This is a genomic window from Bordetella genomosp. 13, from assembly GCF_002119665.1.
Lineage (GTDB): Bacteria > Pseudomonadota > Gammaproteobacteria > Burkholderiales > Burkholderiaceae_B > Bordetella.
Genome location: NZ_CP021111.1, coordinates 2677996 through 2693192, shown reverse-complemented (window position 1 = coordinate 2693192; position 15197 = coordinate 2677996). Strand labels below are relative to the sequence as shown.

Here is a 15197-nt window from a genome sequence, read left to right as displayed (position 1 = left end):
CCGGAAAGCGGCAGGAAAGCAGCACGCGCCATACCTTCGATTGGGGCATGAAAGGTGCTGTTTTATTACGGAAATGTCAGCTTCGTGGCCGCGCCACGGCGTTCGCACCATCCCGTTCACTTCGCTGGGGGGGCAGCCGCTCGGTTGGTCGAATGCGCGATAACGTAAATCCGATAATGGTACGGCCACCTTCGGACAGCGCGAAGACGCGGCCGCCATGCATCTGCGCAATGGCACGAACTATCGCCAAGCCCAGCCCGTGTCCCTCGGAGCGGTGGGTGCGAGCGTCGTCCACGCGATAGAAGCGGTCGAAGATTCTGGGCAGGGCGTGAGGCGGGATGGCCGCCCCGGGGTTGACTACCCGAACCTCGACATCCGTCAATGATTCGATGCAGGCCACCTCCAGTGTGGCGCCGGCGGGGGAGGCCTTGATGGCATTAGAGATGAGGTTCGACAGGGCGCGACGCAGCAAACGGGGGTTTGCCGGAACCCGCGCATTTCCCGCCTGGCGTAAACTCAGCCGCGCCTCTTGTAGGGCCGCTTCATGATAGTCCGCGACATGGCGGATCTCGTCCTGCATCTCGAGCTCATGCACGTCGCGGGCGAGCTCGCCGCCGTCCGCACGCGAAAGAAAGAGCATGTCATTGATGAGCGCTTTCAGGCCCACCAGCTCTTCCAGGTTGGACTCCAACACGTCGCGCAGCTCTTCGTTGGAACGGTCCGAAGCCAGGACGATCTCGGTTCCATTGATGAGCGTGGCCAACGGGGTGCGCAGCTCGTGAGCCACATCGGCATTAAAACCTTCCAGCTGCCGATATGCAGCCTGCAGACGGTCCAGGGTGCTGTTAAAGGCCACGGACAGCTCGCGCAATTCCCGATCAATTCCTTGCACGGGTAGACGCAGGTCCAGGTGGTCGGGTTGGATGCGCGCGGCCTGATGCGAAAGCCGGTGTACGGGTGCCAGGCTGCGCCTAACCGCCCAGGCAGCCAGTAGTGCGGAGGCCCCTATCCAGAATATGCAGATAGCAACGAGCACCGAAGCAAAGCCATAGAGAAATTCCGCGCTGGGTTGCGTGTCAATGGCGACCGTAAGCAGGGCGTCCGGCACAGCTTGAGTCCTCACGGGCACTTGCAATGCCCGCATCCGAGTTCCGGTGACGGTCTCTAGCAGGACCGCGCGACCCTGCATGTGCTGTATCAAATGCGGCGGCGCGTCGCCATACAGGACGCCGCCGCTCGTATCGACGAGCCAGACTTTCAGAGTGGGGTGGCCCACCAGGATGTTGTCTAAGGTGCCTGTGAGTGCAGCAAGGCCTTCGAGCGTAGTTTGCATTCCGATCAGGTGATCGATCAGGTCTAGCTTGCCGGCGACTTCAGCCATTTCCCGGCGCTGGACCTCGTACTTGAGCGCCAGAAAAAGGGTATAGCCGGCTACGCTGGACACGACGAGCGCGATGGCTGCAAGAAGGAGAGTCAGACGACGCCGGATGGACGTGAGGTGAGGCCCCTTCATGTGTGACCACGCTTCAGTACATAGCCCTGGCCGCGTACGGTATGCAGGAGTTTGACCTCGAACGGGTCATCCAGCTTGGCACGCAGCCTGCGGACGGCCACTTCGATCACATTCGTGTCGCTGTCAAAATGCATGTCCCATACCTGCTCGGCGAGCGTGGCGCGCGATACCACCTCGCCTTGGCGGCGCAACATGAGGGAAAGCAGCATGTATTCCTTGACGGTCAGGTCGAGGCGAGTGCCGCCGCGCTGCGCCTTTCTGCGCACCACGTCCAGCTCGAGGTCTGCCAGTTTTAGCAAGGTCGCCTCGTGGCTGCGCCCGCGGCGCAGCAGTGCATGCACGCGAGCGAGCAGTTCCGAGAACGCGAAGGGTTTGACTAGGTAATCGTCCGCGCCGCCTTCCAACCCCCTCACGCGGTCCTCGACCTTGTCGCGCGCCGTCAGCATAAGCACCGGCGTATTGCCCGCTTGGCGCACCTGGGCCAGAATCCCGAAGCCGTCAAGCCCTGGCAGCATCACGTCCAGGATGATGAGGTCATGGTCGCCGGCAAGCGCCATGCGGCGCCCGGACAGGCCGTCACGCGCGACGGTCACCTCGTAGTTCTGCTCGGACAGACCTTTCTGCAGGTGATCGGCAAGCTTGTGTTCGTCTTCAATGATGAGCAGCCGCATGATGCGCCAGGCGGGAAGGGGGATAATCGCCATTATCCCGCACCACGGCCGGTCCTTTGCATGGGGCCGGGTCCTGCTTGCGCCCTGACCGCGGTGGCATCGTAAGCGCTGGGCGACATACACAAGGAAGCCATCAGCATGCTCCACACGCCAGAAACCCGCCGTCACACGCGCCGCGCCTTGCTGGCGGCCCTGGCTTGTGCGCCTGTCTGGGCATTGGCGGGCGGTGCCGGCCAGATATCGGTTTGGAAAACGCCCGACTGCGGCTGTTGCAAGGGCTGGGCCAAGCACCTGCAAGACAACGGGTTCGCGGTCACGGTGCACGACGTTCGGGATACCTCTGTCGTCCGTCAGCGCAACGGCATCCCGGACAATTATGCGTCATGCCATTCCGCCCAGATCGAGGGGTACGCCCTGGAGGGCCACGTGCCGGCGGCGGAGATCCGTCGCTTGCTCCGGGAGCGTCCCGCCGCCATTGGTCTCGCCGTACCTGGCATGCCCTTGGGCGCGCCCGGCATGGACGGGCCTGAGTACGGCGGGCGCCGCCTTCCGTACAGCGTCTATGTCATCGAGCTCGGAGGCGCCGCGCGCCTTTACCAGAATTACCTGTAGCACGGCGGGGCTCGCGCCGTGCCATGTTGGGCCTTGTATACACCTTGCCTTTTCAATGATGGAAAGCTCTACCGTGATCGAACCAGCGATCGAGCGGAGGTAGGTATGGACCACGGCGGATGGAATCGTCCCACGAGGAAGTGCTACAGCTGGCGAACAGAATCCAGGCGTAGTTCATGTTGCGTTCCCGAGCGGATCCATTGATGGCGAGACATAAAAGAGAAGAGGTGCCACGCGCTCGATCATCGATGCCCTCGCGCTGGCAGCTGGAAGGCCAGCCGCAATTGAACCGATTCGTGTAGTGTGCGGAGACTGGTCGATCGCCTGGCATTGAAAGAGCGATGGCGTCAACCCGGTTCGAATCCGGCCCGGCCGAGCCTGAACATCCCGAGCCAGGATTGCCTCGTCATTTGCACTGCTGCAACGCGATCTCCGTGATCGAATCGATTCGCGTGCGGATCTGGTTCTTCAGCGCCTCCGGCGCACGATCATCCTGGTAAATGCTTGCCAGCATCGAATGCATGGTCTTGTTGGCCATCTCCAGGGTGCTTTTGTCCTTCGTCACCAGGAACATCAGCAGCCCCAAGGCCGTGACGTCGGCGATGGTGTTTCCGGCATAGGTTGTGACATCGACGCCCTGGTTCGACATGGGGTTCTCCGATTGTGTTTCCTTGGGGACGCCGACTTTAACCCACATGCCGGGGCGCGCCTTTGCCGACCAGCGGCTTCACGCCCGCCGCAGCGTCTCGCTCGGCGACTCTCCGAACTTTCGCTTGTACTCCGCGCTGAACCGCCCCATGTGCGTGAAGCCCCAGCGCTGCGCGACCCGCGCGATGCTTGCGCTCGAGGGATTCCTCAGCTCGGCCCGCGCCTTCTCCAGCCGATAGTCCCGCAGATACTGCATCGGGCTCGTTCCCAGGAAATCCTTGAAGCCCAGATACAGGCTGCGCACGCTGACGCCCGCGTTCTCGGCGATGCGGTCGGCGTTGATGGGCTCGTGGGCATGGGTGTGCAGGTATTCCTGGGCTCGCCTGACGTGCCTGGGCAGTACGCGCGCGCCGCGGTCGCGAGTGCAGCCCGAATAGTTGTGCCTGTGGCAGGACAGCAGCAGCCCGGCGGCCATCTGTTCGAGCTGGTCCGCCATCATCGGGTGTTGCCCGTAGGCTGCGAAATACGGGGCCGAGGCGGCAAGGTACGACACGAAGTTCAACCAGGCGGGGTCGTTCTTCCAGTCGAAATCGAGTTCGAATTCCAGCGGGCGGTCCAGTGCCTGGCCGATATGCGATGCCAGGCGACGCTCTACCAGCGACTTCGACAGTCGCAGCATCAGCAGATCGCTGCCCGGGCTCCAGTCCATGCGCACGTCTTCTTGGGGATTCAGCACGGATGCCAGCCGCGTGGAGGCATCGAAGCGGCGCGCTCCGCTCTGCACGGCGGTCGCGCCGTTCAGCGGCATCTGCACCAGGAAGAAGTCGTTCAGGTGAGTGGTGCGCTGGATGCGAACGGCCGGGCCGTACGTCAGGCGGCTGATCTCGAGACCGGCCAGCGAACTGTGATGCATGCGGGCGTCCAGGCGCCCGCCGCCGCCCACCAGCGACAGCTGGTGCGGCTTGATCACCCGGCCGACCAGGGCACGGACTTCGTCGATGTCGGTGGATGCGAAGAGCTGAAGGTCGCGCTGCAAGAGACGGCTGTCGACGTCGATAACGCCGGTCCATTCCGGATGCTCCGGCGGCGTCGAGGCGGTGTCTGGCGTCGCGATAAGCATGTTGGCCCGTATGCTTGGAGTGCGTGGCAATCCTATGCCTGCCGCAGGGATTTTCAATGGATGAAAACCCGCGCCCGTGCCGCTATCCGATTCCTGCAACGCCTGTCCCCGTCCTGCATGAAGTGCGCTGTCGAGGTTGCCGGGGCATTGACCGGCGCGCGCGCGAGCGTGACAGTAGCCGTGTACGGCGGTGCGAACCTGCCGCCAGGAGCGGATGATCATGTCGAATGCATTGCTTGCGGACCTCGCGGCGTCCCTTTCCGAGGGAAAGGTGAGGGTCGTCGACCTTACCCAGACCTTGTCCGAGGATTTTCCCGCGCTGCAGCTGCCTGCGCAGTTTGGCCAGGTGAAGCCGTTCAGGCTCGAGCGCATCTCGTGCTACGACGAGGCCGGACCGGCCTGGTACATGAACAACTTTTCCTGTGGAGAGCACTTCGGCACGCATTTCGATGCGCCGGTGCACTGGGTGACCGGCCGTGCGCATCCCGACAACACCGTCGATTCGATTCCCGCGGCGCGGTTCGTGGCGCCGGCCGTGGTGATCGATGCGGTCGAGTCCGTCTCGCGCGACCCGGACTGGGTGCTGTCCGTGGAATACCTGAAGGCATGGGAAGCCGATCATGGCCGGATTCCCGCGCAGGCGTGGGTGCTGTTCCGAACCGACTGGTCGAAGAAGGTGAGCGATCCGGATGCCTTCGTCGGCATGCGCGAGGACGGCGCGCACACGCCAGGCCCCTCGCAGGCCGCCATCGAGTTCCTGATCCATGAGCGCGACGTGCTGGGCTTCGGCGTGGAGACCATCAATACCGATGCGGGCCAGTCGTTCTCGTGGCCGCTGCCTTACCCGTGCCATACCTTGATGCACGGCGCCAACAAGTACGGGCTTCAATGCCTCGCCAACCTGGACCAGCTTCCCGCCACGGGCGCCCTGGTGATTGCGTCGCCGCTGAAGATCAAGGGCGGGTCGGGCAGCCCGCTGCGCGTTATCGCGCTGGTGTCGTGAACACGCCGCGGCTGCTGCGCAAGACTGCAGCCCGTTTCCGGTTTCCGCAGTCCCTATCGATGGATACATCAAGTCCAGGAGCGCTACGCCCATGTCCCGATTGAAGACCCTCATCCTGCTGTTCGCCGCAGCATGCTGCACTGCCGCCGTCCCTGCATCGGCGCAGCCGGTGAAGATCACATTCGCCCATTTCCTTGGGCCGGCCAGTTTCTTTCAGGTGGACCTGGTGGAGCCCTGGGCCCGGCAGCTGGAAGCCAGGACCAACGGCAAGGTCCAGGTCGAGGTGCTCAACAACAGTTCGCCGCTGGGCGACGTGCGCAAGCAGGCCAGCCAGGTGCAGGCCGGAACGGTGGACATCGCGCTGGGCCTGCGCGGCGCGGAGGGCGACCGCTTCATGCGCAGTTCCGTGATCGAGCTGCCGTTCGTGGTGCCCGATGCCGACAGGGGGTCGAAGGCCCTGTGGGACCTGTATGAAAAAGGCGTCCTGGCGGAGGAGTACAAGGACTTCAAGCTGCTGGCCCTGTTCGTGCACAACCCTGGGCTGGTGCACACGAAGCATACGCGTGTCAGGACGCTGGCAGACCTGAAGGGACTGCGGCTGCGGGTGCCGAACAGAACCGTGTCGGTGGCGCTGGAATCGGTGGGCGCCGTGCCCATGGTGCTTCAGCCGGACGAGATCATCACCGCGCTGAAGGCCGACAAGCTCGACGGCATCGTCACCAACTGGGGCACGCCGATTCCGGGATTCAACGACCAGATGAAGCAGCACACCGCGGTGCCGTTCTATGCGTCGGCATTTTTCATCGTGATGAACAGGCAGCGCTACGAGTCGCTTCCGGCGGACGTGAAGCGAGCCATCGACGAGATGTCCGGCGCCGCCCTGGTGGGGCAATTCGGCGGCCTGTGGGACAAGTGGGACAAGCCCTTTTACGACGGCGCCCACGCTCCCGACCACGAGATCGTGCGCCTGAACGCCGAGGAGCTGCGCGGCTGGCAGGCCGGCCTGCAGCCGGTCACGGACCGGTACCTGGCCGACCTGGTCTCGAAGGGGTTCGCCGATGCTCCGGCTGTGCATGCGGATCTGGTGAAGAGATTGCAACAAGGGAAATGAGGACGGGCCGGTGTACGGCCGCGCCTGGCGGGCCATTCGGTGACGCGATGTATATCGGAACGCGGCTCGCAGGAGCTCGTACGCGCCGGCATTTCCATCTGGTTACATGGCTATGCCCCCATGGCGGATACCGGCGGATACACTGGGGCCCCTTTTCCAGAGGTGCCTAGCCATGAAGATACTTGCGGCCATCGCCGTTGCGCTTTTTGTCGGGGGCTGTGCGGTCCACACGCCCGATGGGTCGGTGATCGTCGACCCGAGTCCGAGCTACGGACATGGCAGCGGGAAGTTCTGTCCGCCGGGGCAGGCGAAGAAGGGCAACTGTTAAGCGGAGCCGAAGCCTGTAGAGGTTCGACGGCGCCTCCACGCGGCCGGGCATGTCGCGCCCGGCGGCCAGGTGCCAGTCCTCGCAGGTCCGGATGTCCCGGCCGGCACGGTGGCGCGGCCGGCGGCGGTCTACCGGAGAGGCTCATCGAAGCGCACAAGCCGGGTGCGAACCGAGCCGGTCAGTTCTTGTACACCTTGATCTGATCGCTCTCCAGCACCTCGGGCTTCAGCTTCTGCTCGATCCACGCCATGGACGTGTCCTCCGGGCCCGGAGTGACCAGCTCGGCCGGGATGATGGTGATGTCGCCCAGGACCTTGAACGGGTATTGATCGCTCTTGCGCGTGACACCGAACATCTGCGCTTCCAGGCTCTGTCCATCGGCGCGATGCAGCTTCAGCGGCCGGCCATATCCCTTGAAGTCCAGGTCATGCATGGCCGCGGCCACCTGCTCCGGCGTGGGCCACGCGCCGTCGTTGGCCTTGATGGCCTTCTCGTAGCCGGCCTTCAGGGCATGGATGGCCTGCACCATGTGATACACCGAGTAGATGGGATAGGCGCCGGTCTTGGCATGGAACTTCTTGATGAAGGCCTGGTGCTGCGGATCGTCCTTGGTTTCGGGATGCAGGAAGTAGTGGTCGCCGCGGGCGCCCACGTACACGCCCTCGGGCAGCGCGTTGCCCAGCCGTTCCAGTGAGCTTTCGGCCAGGGACAGCACGAAGGTGGAGTTCCTGAACAGGTTGCGCTGCGACGCCTGGCGCACGAAGTTGTCCAGGTCGCCGCCCCACGAGGTCGACACGATCACGTCGGGCTTCAACGCCTGCAGGCGGCTGATCTCGGTGGAGAAGTCGGCCGCGCCGAACTTGGGGAACATCTCGGCCACGACCTTCACGTCCGGCTTGAACTTCTTCAGCGCGGCCAGGAAGATGTCGCGCGAGTCGCGGCCCCACGCGTAGTCCTGGTTGACGATGGCCAGGGTCTTGAAGTCGGGCTTCACCTTCATCAGGTACAGCACCTGGGCCACCATCTCGGTGGTGGCATTGGCCTGCGTGCGCACCACGTATTTGTATTTCTTGCCCTCCAGCGCCTTCTCGGTGCCGCAGTCCCACAGCACGTTCAACACCTTCAGGTCCTCGGCCACGGGGGCGACGATATTGCAGTGGCCGCTCGAGATGGCCGACAGCATCACGCGGGTGCCGCCCTCCGCCAGGCGCCGGTACTCGGCCAGCAGTTTCTCGCCGCCGCCGCCCTCGTCGATGTAGCTGGGCACCAGCTTCACGCCGTCGATGCCGCCGGCCGCATTCAGGTCGGCAATGAGTATGTCGGCCGCGTCGCGCGCCGGTATGCCGAAGACCGAGGCCGAGCCGGACAGGTAGGTGGAAATGCCGATGTTGAGTTCCTTCGGCTTGTCGGCGGCCTGCGCCAGCAAGGCATGGGCCGACAGCAGGGTGGCGCCCAACAGGGCGGCCAAACGAGTCTTCATGATGTCTTCTCCGATTGGTGGGACGGGTCTATGCCCTTAAAAAACGATGGCGTCGCGCAGGCTGCCGCCGGTGGCGAGGTGGTCGAATCCCTCGTTGATCTGGTCCAGCGTGTAGGTCTCTCCCATCAGACGATCCACCGGAAGCCGGCCGGCGCGGTACAGCTCGATGTAGCGGCCGATGTCGACGGCGGGCACGCCGGATCCCAGGTAGCTGCCGCGGATCTCGCGTTCCTCGCCCACGAGCTGCGACAGCGACAGCGAGTAGCCGTGGCGCGGGTTGGGCAGCCCGGAAGTGACGGTGGCGCCGCCGCGGCGCGTCAGTTTGTAGGCGGTCTCGAAGGCGGGCACGGCTCCGGCCATGTCGAAGCCGTAGTCGACGTGTCCGCCGGCCATGTCGTAGAGGTCGTCGTCGCTCTGCACCTGCGCGGGATTGACCAGGTGCGTGGCGCCCAGGGTGCGCGCGAGCTCGAGTTTCTCGTCGCTGAAGTCCACCGCCACCACGCGCAGGGCGCCCGCGGCCACGGCGGCCAGCAGCGCGCTCATGCCGACGCCGCCCAGGCCGATGACGGCCGCGGTGTCGCCGGCCCTGATGCGCGCGCGGTTGATCACCGCGCCGGCGCCGGTCAGCACCGCGCAGCCGAACAGCGCCGCCTCGCGGTGGCTGAGCGGCGCCTGCACCTTCACGCACGAGCGGCGCGACACGACGGCATATTCGGCGAAGCACGACACGCCCGTGTGGTGATTGAGCCGGTCGCCGCCGATGTGCAGGCGGCGCTCGCCGCCCAGTAGCGTGCCCTGCGTATTGGCGGCAGCGCCCGGTTCGCACAGCGCGGGCCGGCCTTCCAGGCATGGCCCGCAGCCGCCGCAACTGGGCACGAACACCATGACCACGTGGTCGCCCGCGCGCAGGTCGGTCACGCCCGGACCCGTCTCGACGACTTCGCCCGAGGACTCGTGCCCCAGCACGATGGGCAGGGCGCGCGGCCGGTCGCCGTTGATGACCGACAGGTCGGAATGGCACAGCCCGGCCGCCTTGATGCGCACCAGCAGTTCGCCGGGGCCGGGCGGATCGAGCTCAACTTCGGTGATGGCCAGCGGGCGGGTCTGCGCGTAGGGACCCTGCACGTTGCTCTGGCGCAGCACTGCGGCTTGGATTTTCATGACGATACCTCGCGGGTGCAGGCCGGGCTCAAATGGTGCGGCCGCCGTCGACGGGAAACTCGATGCCGGTGATGAATTCGGCGGCGTCGCTGGCCAGGAACAGCGCGGCGGCGGCGACGTCGGAGGGCTGGCAGAAGCGGCCCAGCGGGATGGTGGACTGGAACTTCGCGCGGTTCTCCGGCGTGTCGGGCAGGCCCATGAACAGTTCGAACATGCCGGTCACGCCCATCACGGGGCAGATGGCGTTGACCCGGATCTTCTCGGGGCCGAGCTCGACGGCCATCGACTTGGACAGCACGTTCACCGCGCCTTTCGAGGCGTTGTACCAGCTCAGCCCGGGACGAGGCCGTATGCCCGCGGTCGAGCCGATGTTCAGGATGACGCCGCCGCCCTGGCTGCGCATCACCGGGACCACGGCCTGCGCCATGTGGTAAATGGACTTGACGTTGACCTCGAACATGCGGTCGAAGGTGGCCTCGTCCACGTCCAGCATGGGCTGGTTCTTGTGGGTGATGGCCGCGTTGTTCACCACGACGTCCACGGCGCCGAACCTCTCCCGCGCGGCGCGCACCACCGCGTCGATGTCAGTGCGGCGCGACACGTCGGCCTCGATGGACAGGGCGGCATCGCCCAGGTCGCCGGCGACGCGGTCGGCCGCGTCTTTCTTGATGTCCGCCACGACCACCTTGGCGCCTTCCTGCGCGTAGAGCCGCGCGATGCCTTCGCCGAAGCCGCCGCCCGCGCCCGTGACGATGGCGACCTTGCCTTGCAGTTGACCCATGAGTGTCTCCGTATGCGCGCGCTCAGGCGCCGTAGTATTGAATGATGGTCTTGGTCGTGCTCATCTCTTCGAGCGCGATGAAGCCTTTCTCGCGGCCGTGGCCGCTCTTCTTCACGCCGCCGAAGGGCAGTTCGACGCCGCCGCCCGCGCCGAAGCCGTTGATGTAGACCTGGCCGCACTGGATGCCGCGCGCCACGCGCTGCTGGCGGCCGCCGTTCTCGGTCCACACGGCGCCCAGCAGGCCGTAGTCCGTGGCGTTGGCCAGGCGGATGGCCTCGGCCTCGTCCTCGAACGGCACCGACACCAGCACCGGGCCGAAGATTTCCTGCGTGAAGAGGTCGCTGTCGTGGCTGGCGGCGCTGAACAGCGTGGGCTTGACGAAGTACCCGCCCGATGGAACGCCGTCGGCGATCCTGCCCTCGGCCACGACCTTCATGCCGTCGGCCAGGCCCTTTGCGATGTAGCGGTTGACGCGCTCGAACTGCGCGCGGTTCACCACGGGGCCGCAGGTCAGGTCCATGTCCGGCGTGCCCGCGCGCACCTTCGAGAACTCCTGCGCCAGTGCCTCCATGAAGCGCGGGTAGATGCCCTTCTGCACCAGCAGCCGGCTGCCCGCGGTGCAGGTCTGGCCCGTGTTGTGCACGATGCCCTTGACGATGGCGGGTATGGCCAGTTCGGCGCGCGCATCGTCGAACACGATGTGGGCGGACTTGCCGCCCAGCTCCAGCACGCACTTCACCGCGTTCACCGCGGCGGCCTGCTGGATCAGCACGCCCACCTCGTTGGACCCCGTGAAGGTGATGAAGTTGATGCCGGGATGGCGCGACAGCGCCGCGCCCGCTTCCTCGCCCAGCCCCGTCACGATGTTCAGCGCGCCGGGCGGGAATCCGACCTCGAGCGCCAGCTCGGCCACGCGCAGGATCGACAGGCAGGCGTCCTCGGCGGGCTTCACCACGGCGGCATTGCCCATGGCCAGGGCGGGCGCCACGCTGCGGCCGAACATCTGCGCGGGGTAGTTCCAAGGGATGATGTGCGCGGTCACGCCCAGGGGCTCTCGAACCAGCTGCACCGAGTAGTTCTGCTGGAACGGAATGGTCTGGCCGTGCACCTTGTCCGCCGCGCCGCCATAGAACTCGAAGTAGCGCGCCAGCACGGTGATGTCGGCGCGCGCGGTGGAGATGGGCTTGCCGGTGTCGCGCGATTCGATGCGGGACAGTTCCTCGTGGTGCGCCAGCACCTTCTCGCCCAGCCGCAGCAACAGGCGTCCGCGCTCCAGCGCGGACAGGCGGCCCCATTCGCCGCCCAGCGCGTCGCGCGCCGCGCGCACGGCCAGGTCCACGTCGGCGGCCTGGCCGCGCGGCAGGGTCTCGAATACCTCGCCGTCGACCGGCGACAGCACGTCCAGCGTGCGTCCGTCCTGCGCCGCCACGCGTTCGCCGTTGATCACCATCTTGCTCATGTCAGTCTCCATCGTTGTCAGTTCAGCGTGATCGAGCCACGCTCTATGGTCCAGATCTGGTCGGGCATGTCGCCCAGCAGTTTCACGTTCGATTCGGTGATGACGACGCACAGCTCGGGCTGCCATTCCCTCAGACGGGCAAGGGCCTCGGTGTAGTCGTGCGCCAGTTTGGGCGCGAGGCCCTGGAACGGCTCGTCCAGCATCAACAGCCGCGTGCCCACCATCAGGGCGCGGCCCAGCGCCACTATCTTTCCCTGTCCGCCGGACAACGCCGAGCCGGAGCGCCCGAGCATCGGCTCGATCTGAGGCACCACGCGCAGCACGGCCTGCAGCCGCGCGTCCACGTCGGCGCGCGCGTGGCCCTGCACTTCGCAGGGCAGGCGCAGGTTCTCCTCGACGGTCATGGTGGGGAAGATGACGCGGTCCTCGGGGGCGTAGCCCACCCGCAGCGCGGCGCGGCGGTGGCCGGGCAGGGCGGTCAGGTCGGCGCCGTCGAAGTCGATGCGGCCCGAGCGCACGCGCGTCAATCCCATGATGGCGCGCAGCAGCGTGGTCTTGCCGGCGCCGTTGCGCCCGACGATGCCGATGGTGCGCGACGAGGCGAAGCTGGCCGTGACGTCGCGCAGGATGCGGTTGCCGGCCAGGTCCACGTTCAGGGCGGAGATGTTCAGCATGGTCAGGCTCCCAGGACTTCGCTCTTGATCTGCGGATGGCTCAGCACGTCCTCGGGGCGCCCGTCCGCGGCCACCTTGCCGGCGATCCATGCGGCCACCCGCGTGGCGTAGCGCGACACGATGTCGACGTCGTGCTCGACGAACCAGCTCGTGACGCGGCGCTCGGCCAGCGCGGCCATCACCGTTTCCATCAGCACGTGCTTGTCTTCCGACGCGACGCCGCTGGTGGGCTCGTCCATGATCAGCAGCTTGGGCTGCAGGGCCAGCGCCATGGCCACGTCCAGCAGTTTGCGCTTGCCTTCCGGCAGTTCGATGCTGGCCTCGTCGGCGTCCTCGCGCAGTCCCACCAGTTCCAGCGTGGCCTCGACCTCGCGGCCGTCTATGGTGCTTTCCAGCGGGCGGAACCAGCTCAGGTCGCGGTTGCGCCGCGCCGTGGCGATTTCCACGCACTGCCTGACCGTGTGTTCGGTGAACAGCTGCGGCAGCTGGAAGGACCTGCCCAGGCCCAGCCGCACGATGCGGCGCGGCGCCATGGCGGTCACGTCGCGCCCGTCGAAGTACACCTTGCCGCGCGCGGGCCGCAGATAGCCGGTGCAGATGTTGATGAAGGTGGTCTTGCCCGCACCGTTCTGGCCGATGACGGCCAGCCGTTCGCCCTCGTGCAGCTCGAAGTCGATGTTGTCGGCGGCCACCACGCCGCCGAAGGCCAGGTACAGCCCAGTGGTCTTGATCAGCGCGCTCATGCCTGCACACTCCGTCGTTGCGGCTGGTCCAGACGCTTGTCGCGGGGACGTCTCGCGCCCAGCCGCTTCACGATCTGGCCCACGAAGCCGGTGGGAAACAGGAAGATCACCAGGATCAGCGTTAGCCCGAGCACGAACTGCCACAGGCCCGGGAAGTAGGCGCCGGAGGCCAGCTTCACCGTCTCGAAGGCAGCCGCGCCCAGGAACGGCCCGGCCGCATGGCCGGCGCCGCCCAGGATGGTGATGAACACGAACTCGCCCGAACGCAGCCACGAGCCGATGTCGGGCGTCACCAGGCCCTGCATCAGGGCCAGCAGCGCGCCCGACACGCCCACCACCACGGCCGACAGCAGATAGCCCTTCCACATGATGGCGTAGGCCGAGAAGCCCAGGTATTCGATGCGGGTCTCGTTGGTCTTGATCGCCGCCAGCGCCTGGCCGCTGCCCGAGCGGAAGTAGCGCTGCACCCACCAAGCCAGCAGCAGCGAAAGCAGCAGGGTCAGCAACAGCAGGCCGCGTTCGAAGTCGGCCCGCTCCAGCGCGAAGCCGGCCAGGGTGGGGCGCACGATGCGCAGCCCGTCCGACCCGCCCGTGATGGTGTAGAGCTTGCCCAGCAGCGCGAACAGCACCATGCTCAGCGCCAGGTTCAGCATGCCGAAGAAGATGCCGCGGTAGCGCACCACGAACGAACCCACCACCAGCGCCGCGGCAAAGCTGGCCGCCACGCCGGCCAGGATCAGCAGCAGCGCGTCGGCCTGCGGCATGGCGCGGGCCAGGAAGGCGACGGTGTAAGCCGAGATGCAGGCGTACATGGCATGGCCGAACGACACCTGGCCCGCCCGCGCCATGACCGAGACGCCCAGCGCCGCGATGGCATAGGTCAGCCCGAACACGATGGGCGTGATGGTCCAGGACCAGCCCAGGCCTATGGCCAGCGCCGCGGCGGCCGCGAGGATGCTCAATGCAACGACTTTCATCAGATCTTCCTCGCCTGCGCCACGGTGAACAGCCCATTGGGGCGGATGATGAGCACCAGCACCATGATGATGTAGGGGATCGCCACTTCGAGCTCGGGCGCGACGTACACCGAGATGGCGCGCACCACTCCGATCAGCAGCGAGGCGATCAGCGCGCCGCTGATCTGCCCCAGCCCGGCCGTGGCGACCACGGCGAACGACAGCACGGTCATGTCGGTGCCGGCGCCCGGCACCAGCGAGGTGGTCGGCGCGGCCAATGCGCCGCCCAGGGCGCCCAGCACGGTGGCGATCACGAAAGTGGTCAGGCCGATCTTCTTGGTGTTGATGCCCAGCGAGGTGGCGACCTCGCGATGGTGCGTGGTGGCCACGGTCTGCTTGCCCAGCCGCGTGCGATGCAGGAACCACTGCAGCAGCAGATAGGCGATGAGCGCGGTCGCCGGCACCACCACCAGCTGGTAGGTGGTGTAGGTGATGTCGCCGATGTCGATGTTGCCCAGCCGGGTGACCACCTCGCTGGCGCTGTACGGCTGCGCGCCCCAGATCATGCGCTGGATGTCCTCGAGCATCAGGAAGGCGCCGAAGGTAAGCAGCAGCTTGAGGATGGGGTCGTAGTTCTGGGCGCGGCGGATGAGCAGGAACTCCATCAGCGCGCCCAGCACCAGCCCGGCCACGACGGCCGCGGCGAACAGGGCGAGGAACAGCAGGACCGGCGAATCGCTGCGCGGCGCCAGGTACAGCACGGTGGAGGCGGCGGCGTAGCCGCCATAGGCATAGAACGCGCCGTGCGCGACATTCAGTATGCCCATCACGCCGAACACCAGCGTCAGGCCCATGGAGACCAGGAACAGCAGGCTGGCATAGGCCACGCCGTCCACGAGGGCCAACTTCAGGATATCCCAGGTCAAGCGTCGCTCCT

At 66.1% G+C, this 15197-nt stretch carries 15 protein-coding genes; 3 read left to right on the top strand and 12 right to left on the bottom strand.

Annotation, left to right across the window (positions count from 1 at the left end; all coding sequences use genetic code 11):
• Positions 1 to 76: 76 nt before the first annotated feature.
• Positions 77 to 1513, bottom strand: a complete 1437-nt coding sequence (locus tag CAL15_RS12090) for a heavy metal sensor histidine kinase (RefSeq protein ID WP_086078810.1) — start codon at positions 1511 to 1513, stop codon at positions 77 to 79.
• Positions 1510 to 2184, bottom strand: a complete 675-nt coding sequence (locus CAL15_RS12085; RefSeq protein WP_086081067.1) for a heavy metal response regulator transcription factor — start codon at positions 2182 to 2184, stop codon at positions 1510 to 1512. The genes CAL15_RS12090 and CAL15_RS12085 overlap by 4 nt, the downstream gene beginning before the upstream one ends.
• 138 nt (positions 2185 to 2322) lie before the next feature.
• On the opposite strand from CAL15_RS12085, the gene CAL15_RS12080 reads away from it, so the two are divergent.
• Positions 2323 to 2796, top strand: coding sequence for a DUF411 domain-containing protein (locus tag CAL15_RS12080; protein WP_086078809.1), 474 nt, complete (start codon positions 2323 to 2325; stop codon positions 2794 to 2796).
• A gap of 406 nt (positions 2797 to 3202) precedes the next feature.
• Here CAL15_RS12080 and CAL15_RS12075 read toward each other — a convergent pair whose 3' ends face one another.
• Both CAL15_RS12075 and CAL15_RS12070 read right to left on the bottom strand, forming a co-directional pair.
• Positions 3203 to 3445 carry a hypothetical protein gene (locus CAL15_RS12075; protein ID WP_086078808.1) on the bottom strand — a complete coding sequence of 81 codons (243 nt, stop codon included), beginning with the start codon at positions 3443 to 3445 and terminating at the stop codon, positions 3203 to 3205.
• A gap of 78 nt (positions 3446 to 3523) precedes the next feature.
• Positions 3524 to 4564 (bottom strand): AraC family transcriptional regulator, encoded by a 1041-nt coding sequence (locus tag CAL15_RS12070; RefSeq protein WP_086078807.1) that lies wholly within the window; start codon positions 4562 to 4564, stop codon positions 3524 to 3526.
• A gap of 220 nt (positions 4565 to 4784) precedes the next feature.
• Here CAL15_RS12070 and CAL15_RS12065 point away from each other — a divergent pair, with 220 nt between their 5' ends.
• Together CAL15_RS12065 and CAL15_RS12060 are read left to right on the top strand one after the other, a co-directional pair.
• Entirely contained in the window at positions 4785 to 5567 is a 783-nt protein-coding gene (locus CAL15_RS12065) for a cyclase family protein (protein ID WP_086081066.1), read from the top strand.
• Positions 5568 to 5658: 91 nt separating this feature from the next.
• Positions 5659 to 6678 carry a TRAP transporter substrate-binding protein gene (locus tag CAL15_RS12060; protein WP_086078806.1) on the top strand — a complete coding sequence of 340 codons (1020 nt, stop codon included), beginning with the start codon at positions 5659 to 5661 and terminating at the stop codon, positions 6676 to 6678.
• Positions 6679 to 7184: 506 nt separating this feature from the next.
• Here the strand turns inward: CAL15_RS12060 and CAL15_RS12050 are convergent.
• Genes CAL15_RS12050 through CAL15_RS12015 form a run of 8 tightly spaced genes read right to left on the bottom strand, consistent with a single transcriptional unit; the run spans position 7185 to position 15186 of the window.
• Positions 7185 to 8486, bottom strand: coding sequence for an ABC transporter substrate-binding protein (locus CAL15_RS12050; RefSeq protein WP_086078805.1), 1302 nt, complete (start codon positions 8484 to 8486; stop codon positions 7185 to 7187).
• Positions 8487 to 8522: 36 nt separating this feature from the next.
• The gene (locus CAL15_RS12045; protein ID WP_086078804.1) at positions 8523 to 9647 is read right to left on the bottom strand and encodes a zinc-dependent alcohol dehydrogenase family protein; all 1125 of its coding nucleotides are present in this window, start codon (positions 9645 to 9647) and stop codon (positions 8523 to 8525) included.
• Between the two features lie 28 nt (positions 9648 to 9675).
• Positions 9676 to 10428, bottom strand: a complete 753-nt coding sequence (locus CAL15_RS12040) for a glucose 1-dehydrogenase (RefSeq protein ID WP_086078803.1) — start codon at positions 10426 to 10428, stop codon at positions 9676 to 9678.
• A gap of 22 nt (positions 10429 to 10450) precedes the next feature.
• The gene (locus tag CAL15_RS12035; RefSeq protein WP_086078802.1) at positions 10451 to 11887 is read right to left on the bottom strand and encodes an aldehyde dehydrogenase family protein; all 1437 of its coding nucleotides are present in this window, start codon (positions 11885 to 11887) and stop codon (positions 10451 to 10453) included.
• A gap of 17 nt (positions 11888 to 11904) precedes the next feature.
• A complete protein-coding gene (locus CAL15_RS12030) occupies positions 11905 to 12561 on the bottom strand; it encodes an ABC transporter ATP-binding protein (RefSeq protein ID WP_086078801.1) in 657 nt (218 codons plus the stop codon).
• 2 nt (positions 12562 to 12563) lie between these two features.
• On the bottom strand, positions 12564 to 13304 hold the full coding sequence (locus CAL15_RS12025) for an ABC transporter ATP-binding protein (RefSeq protein WP_086078800.1): 741 nt from the start codon (positions 13302 to 13304) through the stop codon (positions 12564 to 12566).
• Complete coding sequence (locus CAL15_RS12020; RefSeq protein WP_086078799.1) at positions 13301 to 14281, bottom strand: branched-chain amino acid ABC transporter permease; 981 nt, start codon at positions 14279 to 14281, stop codon at positions 13301 to 13303. Before CAL15_RS12020 ends, CAL15_RS12025 begins: the two co-directional genes overlap by 4 nt.
• On the bottom strand, positions 14281 to 15186 hold the full coding sequence (locus CAL15_RS12015) for a branched-chain amino acid ABC transporter permease (RefSeq protein ID WP_086078798.1): 906 nt from the start codon (positions 15184 to 15186) through the stop codon (positions 14281 to 14283). The genes CAL15_RS12020 and CAL15_RS12015 overlap by 1 nt, the downstream gene beginning before the upstream one ends.
• Positions 15187 to 15197: the final 11 nt, after the last annotated feature.